Below are 8,100 nucleotides of genomic sequence, written 5' to 3'. Positions count from 1 at the left end.
ATAAATGGTAATGAACTAAAAAAAGTTTATTAAAAATTTTAATTTCATATTACCTGAATTTTCGTTTTTGAAAATCTTAAGAAAATATGAATGCTAACGTGTTCGTGTATGGTTAGTTGCGTAAAAGTACACGATTCATTTTCCGCAATACAATATAGTTAAAAGTAGTGAAGGACCATCGTCTTAACCAGCTGCAGCAATTAATTATACACGTTGTTAGGCGTAGTAATTTATAGTCTTTTATCATGTTCTCCAACTCCGTAGTAATTCAAAAACTCTAATACATTATCGTTAATAACATAATGTACTCTTTTTGAAGTTGGTCTATTAGTAATTCTCATTCTAAATTCATTAATACCATTAGTAGTTATAAATTCGTCTTGTAAAATTATACACTCTCTTGCTTGTTGCCCATTATAAGAAATTCTTAAAGACAGTCGATCAATCAATTCTATAATATTCAAATCGCTCAATGTTTGAACTTTACGCATAAATGCACTCGATAGGCAATATGTATTATTTTTTATTAATCCATTTTTTTTAAGGTAAAGAGAAATAACATACGTTAGTTTTGCTTTACTTTCTTCTATAGATCCATTAAACAGAAATGGTTTAAGTTGTAATTTTAGAATATCAAAATTACTACAACAACAGATAGGACTATAAGTTTGGTTGCATTCCGTTTCAAATTGAATAGAGTAATTAGGGTTAAAAAGAGCAAACTCAATTTCTTCCAAAATTAAATGATTTGATATTGAATAATATTCATCTAGTATTTCAGTATTTGTATGTTCCAAATTAGGGGAAGAAGTTGATTGAACATTCTCATGTGATATAAAATCAACATTTTTTACAAAAAATTTATAAAATATAGGAACTAGTGAATTTCTTACATTTAAATCTCCCCAAGGTTTATAGCGTGGTTCAGTCCATAAAATTTCTTCTAATTTATTTGACCAAATTAAACTTAAATTTTCATTATTATCTATTTCTTTAAACGCATTAATCATAATTTCAAGATAGTTATCTTTAAAACTTTCTTGAGACCAATCATTTTCAGAAATAAAGGCTAATGCAGGTAATAACATTAGTTTATTCATTTCTGTTTTTTCTTTTATTTATTGATGCAAGTATTATCTGTTCTTGTTCATTTGCAGTTTGATCAAAGAAATCTTTAGGCCAATTAATAATACCGCTTACTTCATTAACTTTTATTGGCGTAAACTTACTTCCATTTGCTGTAGGTTCTATAAAATATATTCCGATGTACTCATTTAAATCAAATTCTGTATCCTCTACAATTCTTCTTACTAACCTATTAATTATGTGTTCACTATGCGTTTCTATAATTAAGTTTTTTTGAGATAATGCTAGAGATATGAAATAATCTGCAAGTTGCATTTGAATTTTTGGATGTAGATGAATTTCAGGTTGTTCAAGAAGCATTGTTGCATCTTTTTTCATTCGTAAACCTTCTAGAACAATTGGAAATATTTGACTCACTCCAAACCCAACGTCAGCTATATTTACTCTTGTGTTTTCATTATTTGAACTATCGAGATTAAGTCTGATAACTTCTTGTGAGGGCTCAGCTTTAAAGTTTTTTATTTTGAATAAGTCATTCCATTTATTTACAGAATTACCTAAGGTAGTTTGATTTTCTTTATAAAACTTGTTTTCATCTTTATTGAAAAAATGAACATTGTCAATTAATTTATCCGATTCAGAAAGAAAAATATATGCAGCGTTTTCACCTTTTACACCAATCTCGATAACTTCGTCTTCATAAATATATCTTCGTGATGGTTCTTCTCTTAGAGGACCAACATATGTAACTGAATTAAATATATGCTTAATTAAACTGTCTAACACATAAAAATAAATATCAATATCATGATTTTTATTATATGACTTTGGATTATCTACCTCAAAAGAATTTGGAACTAAATTTATAAATTTGATTTTAAACTTGTCTTTTCCTTTAATGAAATCATCTTCTGATTTGCTACGTCGATCATTTGGTAATTTCCATAAACACGAATAAATATTTTTGGTTTCTGTTAATTCTGCTCTAAAATAACTTTCAGTAAATTCCTTATTGTCATTAGTCTTAACTTTTATTTCTAAATCAACTTTTTCTACTATTGTAGGTTTTATGTAGGACTTGCTTTTGGTATTTTCAATGTTTTTAATCCAAACGTAATAATTAATTTGATATTCAGCTTGAGGTAAATCGAATGATTTCTCAGTTAATATATGTCTAAATATAAAATGAAAAGGAAGTGGTCCTGTTATATCAGATGAGAATTTTTCTTTTTTAACATTATAACTTATCCCTAATTTAATGCTTTTCGAACTGTCTTTTCCATAAATAACATTTTCAAAGTTACCAAGGTGAACAAACCGACCATTTAATAATAATGTTTGATTAAGAGTTTTGCTCTCTAAAGTTTGTTTCATTAAAAGTATACTTTGCAAAATACTGCTCTTTCCACAGCTGTTTGTTCCAGCAAGAATTGTAATAGGTTTTAGTTTGATATTCTTTAGATCTTTAAAACCTTTAAAATTTTCTAAACTTATTTTATTTATCATCTTTTTTTTTATTACGCCTAACGTGTTTGTGTATGGAAAGTTGCGTTTTTGTGTGCGAGGATTTTCCGAAGGAAAATCAGACGTAACAAAAATGCAACGACCTTTATTTAAGCACTAATTTAGCAATTTTTTATACACGTTGTTGTGTGTCCGTTTTTTATTCAGTTTATGATTTGAAATTTTTCCAAATCGTATATAAATCAGTTACTTCTTTTTCAGTCAAATACTTATTAAATAAATCACAATTTGCGAAATACGCCATACATTCTCCAAATTTTAAATATTGACTTTTAGGAATATTTTTTTTCGCTAAACATTTTTTTAAAATTCCAATCCGTTTATTCTCATCCTCGACAATTATTTTATCAATTTTTTTGATTTCCAAATCGGAATATTCATCTTTTATAGATTCAAGCGATTTTAGGGAACTCCAATATTTTCTTGCTCCAATTCCTTGTTCAACATTTCTGAATCTATTTTTATTTAAAGCGAATTTCAAAGGTTCTTTTCTTTCAAGATTTAAATTCCCGTTTTTAATTTCTGTCCAGAATTTTTCAGTCTCAACGCTTATTGTTTCATTCCAAAAAGTTAGTAGTTCATTTCTCAAAGACTTGATTTGGTGAGAATTGATGTTTTGAATTTTAGTTTTATCCTTTAGACATTCTTTAATGAACTTTGAAAGTTCCAGAAAATGTGATTTTGTATCACTTTCCATTTCAGTTGATTCATTCACTATTTTTTCGTGAATTTCAACTGCTTTTAAAACTTGTTCAATATTCTCTGTTTTTGTCAACGGATTATGGTTTTCTCAAATGGCACACAACTGTTTTGTGTATGGTTAGTTGCGTGGTTAAGCAACTAAATTAGTAAACATTTACGAACCCGTGAATATTCCGCAGGAATATTCGCAAGTAGGCTCAATAAAGCAATTAATTATACACGGTGTTGTAAGCAGTTTTTATTCCGCTATTGTTATTTTATAAATGCTATTCTTTCAAAATTATTATGACTGTGATTGAATTTCAGAGCTTTAAATTCAGAATCATAATAAAAGCTATGAGTTCTTTCATTTGAGCAATATCTTTTGTCAATCCAAAGCGGTTTTAGATTCAGTTCTGAATTTGCTTTTATATTATTTTCACAATATTCGAAATATACTTCTTGCAAGCTAAAACTTATTAAACATTCCTCAATTCCAAAGTTTAATTTTTTGTAATCAGTAAAGTCACTTTCCGTATATAACCAATGTTCGTTTGAATAAATTTTATCACTCTTTCTATTTACAGCTATATTCCAATTTCCAGAATTTTCCGCAATGAAATTGGTCAATTCTAATTCCGTTGAATTTTGACTTATTTCAAAATGGTCTTGATTGTTGTTTTTTTCAATTAATGCACCAAAATTCTTGACATAATTAAGTAAAATACTATTCGATTTAGAGATTAAATTCTCGTTCTCTAATCGAATAAATGGCAATATCCACTCGTTGAAAAATAAGTTATGTAATTCGTTCAGGTTCTTTATCACGATATTTTTGTCAAATTGCTTACAACGGTTACGTATAAGAATAGTGCGTTTTTGTGTGCGAGGATTTTCCGAAGGAAAATCAGAAGTAGCAAAAGTGCACTGTTCTTTGTTTAAGTACTAATATACGCATTATTTTTATGCGATGTTGGCAATAGTGTTTTTATTTTCGGTCAAAATGGCCATCCGTTTATCATATTATAATCAGCTTTTGGGTCAAATTCAATTCCGATTTCTTTTTTCGGATTCCATTGTTGGTTTATAAATTCCGCTGGATTTTTAGTAATATCAGTCCAGCTAATGTTCGGGAAAACATAAAGGGTCCAATGGTCAGAATCCCAAGTTCCGTAAAGTTTTTCATTCGGCAAATAGAGTAGGATGTATTCAGGGTTATAATGTTCGCATTTATCAGTCAGATTGATAGCAGGAATTTCGTAATATGATTTTCCGCTAACATTTCCCTCAATCCATACTTTTCCGAGTTCCAATTTGTCAAAGTGAATAATTCCGACAAAGTCAGGTTCCACAGTTTTTTGGTCATACATCAATTCCGATTTTGATTTTAAAAATTCAGTTAAATCTTTGGGTAAATCCATATTCTGTCCAAATATTGGTAAGGCAATTAAATAAGCTAAAATTATGATTCCTTTATGCATTTCCGACATTATTGCCAACGGTCTTGTGTATGGAAAGTTGCGTTTTTGGCGACGAGGATTTTCCGAAGGAAAATCAGAAGTTGGCAAAAATGCAACTACCATTATTTAAGCACTAATCTAGCAATTTTTTATACACGTTGTTATAAAATGTAGCGAAACATTTGAGTAAGCACGAAATATTTAGCCATAATCATGGAACAATTATAAACCAAAAGCGAAACGAGTTTTGCTTTTACCTTTGAATGGCGAAAAGTGTTTTTCTTTAAAACTCTTTGCAGCATTTTGCGTTTGAGTAATCCAATCCTTTTATATTCAAATTCCGAATGAGTGAAAAAATTCCGATTGAGTAAGTTTTAATAATTTCAGAATAGGAGTGAGGGAAACTTTGTAAAAGTAATTTTCAGTTTCAGGTTTGTAATTATATTCTAAAAAAAATGAATCCATTATTTATTATCAGAAATGAGTAAGAGAAAATTCAAAAGCAGAGTGAGAAGTAATTAAATATTAATTTGTGAATTAATGTTTGTTTTATAGTTCAGAGGTTCATCTGAGCTATTTTTTATAACGTTGTTGTGTATGGTTAGTTGCGTGTTTAAGCAACTAATTTAGTAAACAAAAACGAACGCGAGAAAATTCCGAAGGAATTTTCCAAATAAGCACTTGCCAAAGCAATTAATTATACACGGTGTTGGCTGCTGTGCTTTGTTTAAATTTAAAATCTTCGTCTTCTTCTTTTGCTTTTAAATTGCTTTGAAAGTAATCGTCGATTAAATTCATGTCGATTAATAGCATGACGTCTTTCTTGTTCAAGTTTCTCTCTTTGAATTTGTAGTTTTCTCTGTTCAATTAAATAAGTTGAAAACTTTTGAAGTCTCAAAGTCCATTCACCAGAAGTAGTAGCCTTAATGAAAGCTTTACTTGAAATCTCTGCAACACAGACATGTTTACCAACTTTAGGGAATAAGCAGTACAGTTTTTTCCTTAATCCATGAGGATCTTCTAAAAAACCGTTTCCATAATAATCAAATACCACAGGTACAGTGCTATGTAGCCAAGATTCAGGGAAACAAAATTCTGGAAACCAAATCTCAAATATTCCAGGTTTGTTTGTTTTATGTACATCGCTAATACCATCACTTTTCCATTCTTTACTGAAACGAGGAAAATCTCTCTTTAGACGAGTTCCATCAACAACCCAAACCATGTTTTTATAAAAATCCTCACGCTTCCTTCGCTCCTCAGGATCAATTCGAGAGTGTTGAAACTCAATTACTAATCCGTTATCTGTATAAACATCAGCAATGTGTTTTTCATTGGTTTTTTTGTCAAATTGAATAACTTCCTGCCAAGCGATTGGATAGTTTTCTTTCCAATTTCGGTGCCATTCAGTTTCGTTTTCCCACCAAGAATCACATTGTCGTTTTCTTTTATGTGCCCAATGGTTTACTTTTAACTCTCCACATTTTGCAATCATTTCTGCTCCGCAATTTTGACAGAATCCTTTGGCTCCTTTAAAAGCTTCAACTTTTTTGTCATCAATTAATGCGAATTTCATTTAATGGATTCTTTTGTTTTCGTAGTTCGTTTGCATTGCAGCCAACGTGTTTGTATATGGTTTGTTGCGTGGTTTAAGCACCTAATTTAGCAAATAAAAACCGAATAGAAAATCCGCGAGGATTTTCGTAAGTAGGCTAGAACCAGCAATAAATTATATACGGTGTTGTAGCTAGTTATTTTCAAGATTCGTAATGTTTCTTTTTATTAAATGAATTAATTTAGGGTCTAAAACTGAGTAAATTTTTTCCCCATTATTTCCTAATTTTGAATCTTCTACGAGAAGTTTATACTTTACCATACTTTCTATTTTTGTTTGACTCCATCTCGTTTTTTGATTAAACGTAGAATTCAAATCCATTATAGTAATATTGGTCTTTCTAGTTCTTAGTATAATGTTAATCATACTAATAACATCTTTATTCTTACCAGTCCTAGAAGGGTACATTGATAGATAGTCATATCTTTTAGCAAATTTTATAAGTCCTCTTGAAACAGAGTCGCTTTCAAACATGGTAGAACTATCATTGGATGTTTGAAAATCGTAGATATCTGAAAGGCAGGATATCAAATCCCGAGGTGATTTATTTGATATAGAAATTATATTTTCTAAGTCCGACTGATGTTCAAAAAGACTTGAAAAAGTTCTCGTATTTCCAGAAAAATATAAAATTCTTTTATCTATTAGAGGTTCCATATTGCTATTTTTCCAACTAATATCAATTTCTTTAAATTTATCGAAGCGCACTTTTTTAGATAAAATAGGTTTAACTTCTGACCATAAACTAAAAGCAATAGCTATATCATTTTGTAGAAGTAATTCAGTATCAGTTAAAATATCTTCTGTAAAGTTGGCTATTTTATTAATATCTTGATTTAATTCTTGAAATTCATCTACTTTATCAAATAATACGACAGATGATTTATAATAAGTTTTTTTTGAAATTCTATTTAATCTGTTTAAGAGTTCTTTTAAATGTCTTTTACTTTTTATTAATTCTCTCTCTTGTGAGGTGGCAGAAGTATTGATATTATCCATTTCTGATAAGAAATCTGTATAGCTAGTATTAGTTTCATAGCTATTTAGATTTAAGGATTCTGCTATTAATTTTGATGTTATGAGAATACCTGTTCCTATTAAGGAATTTGTTGGCTTTACAATTTTATTATAAAGGTTAATGAACCAATTTTTTGTTTTTATTTTTTTTAAATTTTCATATCTTTCTTCGTATTCTGATTTGGTTAGTGGTTTAAAGAACAGTTTAATTAATAAGCAAAGAACTTCCTTATCCTCTTTATTTAATTTTTTTAAGTATGCTTTATTTTTATTTAAAAAGAGTGTGTATTTAGTAACAAACTCTTGTAAAATTAAATTAAGTAATTCTATTTTATTGTTTTCTAATGAAATTTCATCAAATCTATCGATAATAATCGTAAGAATTTGAGACTTTTCAAGGTCGTTTTTTAATTTGTGAATTATAGAGGATTTTCCATGTCCTCTTTGACCTAAAATAAACCTACTTGTACCAGATTTTAAATCATCGAGTAAAGTTTGATAAAAGTTAGGTTCATAAAAAATTTCATTGTGATATTCTATTTCTTCTTCTGCAGAAAATTTAGAAAAAGGATTTTTTAATAAGCCTAAATTATTGTTAAGTGTATTCGTCATTCGATTTTTTCTTAATTAGCTACAACGTGTTTGTGTATGGAAAGTTGCGTTTTTGTTAGCGAGGAATTTCCGAAGGAAATTCAGAAGTAACAAAAGTGCAACTGA

Annotated in this window: 7 protein-coding genes; all 7 read right to left on the bottom strand. The window is 28.9% G+C overall.

The features are described 5' to 3' along the window. Positions 1–230 precede the first annotated feature (230 nt). A complete protein-coding gene (locus Q4512_RS16200) occupies positions 231–1,100 on the bottom strand; it encodes a hypothetical protein (RefSeq protein WP_303426421.1) in 870 nt (289 codons plus the stop codon). Next, entirely contained in the window at positions 1,093–2,592 is a 1,500-nt protein-coding gene (locus Q4512_RS16195) for a DUF3696 domain-containing protein (protein ID WP_303426419.1), read from the bottom strand. Before Q4512_RS16195 ends, Q4512_RS16200 begins: the two co-directional genes overlap by 8 nt. A gap of 166 nt (positions 2,593–2,758) precedes the next feature. Further along, positions 2,759–3,385, bottom strand: coding sequence for a hypothetical protein (locus Q4512_RS16190; protein WP_303426418.1), 627 nt, complete (start codon positions 3,383–3,385; stop codon positions 2,759–2,761). Between the two features lie 179 nt (positions 3,386–3,564). Continuing rightward, positions 3,565–4,119 carry a hypothetical protein gene (locus tag Q4512_RS16185; protein ID WP_303426417.1) on the bottom strand — a complete coding sequence of 185 codons (555 nt, stop codon included), beginning with the start codon at positions 4,117–4,119 and terminating at the stop codon, positions 3,565–3,567. Positions 4,120–4,289: 170 nt separating this feature from the next. Continuing rightward, positions 4,290–4,874: a hypothetical protein gene (locus Q4512_RS16180; RefSeq protein ID WP_303426415.1), complete on the bottom strand. Its 585-nt coding sequence runs from the start codon at positions 4,872–4,874 to the stop codon at positions 4,290–4,292. Between the two features lie 610 nt (positions 4,875–5,484). Next, positions 5,485–6,327 carry a competence protein CoiA gene (locus tag Q4512_RS16175; protein WP_215967214.1) on the bottom strand — a complete coding sequence of 281 codons (843 nt, stop codon included), beginning with the start codon at positions 6,325–6,327 and terminating at the stop codon, positions 5,485–5,487. 171 nt (positions 6,328–6,498) lie between these two features. Continuing rightward, complete coding sequence (locus tag Q4512_RS16170) at positions 6,499–7,995, bottom strand: P-loop ATPase, Sll1717 family (protein ID WP_303426413.1); 1,497 nt, start codon at positions 7,993–7,995, stop codon at positions 6,499–6,501. Positions 7,996–8,100: the final 105 nt, after the last annotated feature.

It is taken from the genome of Oceanihabitans sp. 2_MG-2023, from assembly GCF_030547245.1.
Taxonomy (GTDB): Bacteria; Bacteroidota; Bacteroidia; order Flavobacteriales; family Flavobacteriaceae; genus Oceanihabitans.
The sequence above is the reverse complement of the archived record's forward strand: the minus strand, read 5'-3'. Positions and strand labels throughout refer to the sequence as shown.

What these genes read in the sequence shown, in the direction of transcription:
- Q4512_RS16200 (WP_303426421.1), bottom strand. Translation starts at nt 1,100, where the DNA reads ATGAATAAACTAATGTTATTACCTGCATTAGCCTTTATTTCTGAAAAT.
- Q4512_RS16195 (WP_303426419.1), bottom strand. Translation starts at nt 2,592, where the DNA reads ATGATAAATAAAATAAGTTTAGAAAATTTTAAAGGTTTTAAAGATCTA.
- Q4512_RS16180 (WP_303426415.1), bottom strand. Translation starts at nt 4,874, where the DNA reads ATGGTAGTTGCATTTTTGCCAACTTCTGATTTTCCTTCGGAAAATCCT.
- Q4512_RS16175 (WP_215967214.1), bottom strand. Translation starts at nt 6,327, where the DNA reads ATGAAATTCGCATTAATTGATGACAAAAAAGTTGAAGCTTTTAAAGGA.
- Q4512_RS16170 (WP_303426413.1), bottom strand. Translation starts at nt 7,995, where the DNA reads ATGACGAATACACTTAACAATAATTTAGGCTTATTAAAAAATCCTTTT.